The organism is Mesorhizobium sp. B1-1-5 (assembly GCF_006443065.1).
Lineage (GTDB): Bacteria > Pseudomonadota > Alphaproteobacteria > Rhizobiales > Rhizobiaceae > Mesorhizobium.
Map to the genome: position 1 here is coordinate 1 of NZ_VFWS01000541.1, position 1,154 is coordinate 1,154.

Genomic DNA, 1,154 nt, shown 5'->3' on the forward strand with positions numbered 1-1,154 from the left:
TGATCGTCAGCGACAATTCGTACACCGGCTCAAGTGGCCTCGCGGCAAGGCTTGGTCGACGGGGCGCTATTGTTGCAACCGTGCCGCGGGCGGCGATCGCGTTCGACACCGGCAGCCCGGGCGGACTTTCGATCCCCGGTTTCGGCGGTGCGCTGCCCGATGCCGTGCTCGTCCGTTCGATCGCCGCAGGATCGTTCGAAGCGATCACCCGGCGCCTCGGGGTACTGCACGCGCTGAGCCGGCTGTCGGTTCCCGTGTGGAATTCGGCGCAGGCGGTCGAACGCTGCGTCGACAAGTCGATGACGACTTTCCTCTTGAAAAATGCTGGCCAGCCAACGCCACCGACATTCGCCGTCGAAGGACTTGCCGCCGCCAAGGAGATCGCGGCGCAGGAGCTTCGGGAGTGACCGCTGGTGCTGAAACCATTGTTCGGGGCGCAAGGCCGCGGGATAAGGCTGATCCGTACGCTCTCCGACCTTCCCGCCGCAGACGAGGTGAACAGCGTCTACTATCTCCAGCACTATGTGTCGCGCGCCGGCCCGCCCTTCCGGGATTTCCGCGTTTTTGTCTGCGCCGGCGAAACAGTCGCGATGATGAACGTCAACCGGGGTGGCGTGCCGGAGCCGGTTTCGGGACCTGGCAAGGCTGAGCTGGCATCGCTGGCTGTCGCCGCGTCAGCCGCCGTCGGCGCGGATTTCGCCGGCGTGGACATCGTGCGAGCCGACGATGGCAGCTTGTTCGTACTCGAGGTGAACAGCATGCCCGCCTGGTCAGGACTGCAATCGGTGGTCGCTGTGAACATCGCCGAAGCGATCGCCGATGCCCTGCTGAAATTCCTGGCCGACCGCACCGAAGCGACCGCCGCGCCGCGGCCCTTCCGTTTCACCGCGCCGGCGAATTCGTAACGGAGCGGCAGGATGGCGTTATCGCGTGAACGCCTCCGGGCTAGCTACAAGGATGCCTGCCGGATGGAGATCGAAGCTCTGAAGCCGGGCAACGTCCACCTGTTCGCCGACGGACACGGCATGTCCGCCGCCCAGTTCATGATGAGTGCCGAGGTTTCGTCCGAGCCGCTGACCGATCCTCGCCTCTCGGTCGGGCAGCGCATGCTGGAGGCGGTGCGTGCGACACGCCTGGCGGTAGCAACCAACACC

General features: G+C 65.6%; 2 protein-coding genes and 1 pseudogene. All 3 read left to right on the forward strand.

Annotation, left to right across the window (positions count from 1 at the left end):
- Window positions 1-407 (forward strand): annotated as a pseudogene (locus tag FJ980_RS35725) (RimK family alpha-L-glutamate ligase); the annotation flags it as partial.
- Window positions 408-413: 6 nt separating this feature from the next.
- Complete coding sequence (locus tag FJ980_RS35730; protein WP_246676692.1) at window positions 414-905, forward strand: ATP-grasp domain-containing protein; 492 nt, start codon at window positions 414-416, stop codon at window positions 903-905.
- Window positions 906-917: 12 nt separating this feature from the next.
- Window positions 918-1,154 (forward strand): triphosphoribosyl-dephospho-CoA synthase (locus FJ980_RS33115; protein WP_181181406.1); only part of this gene is annotated, 237 nt, incomplete at its 3' end.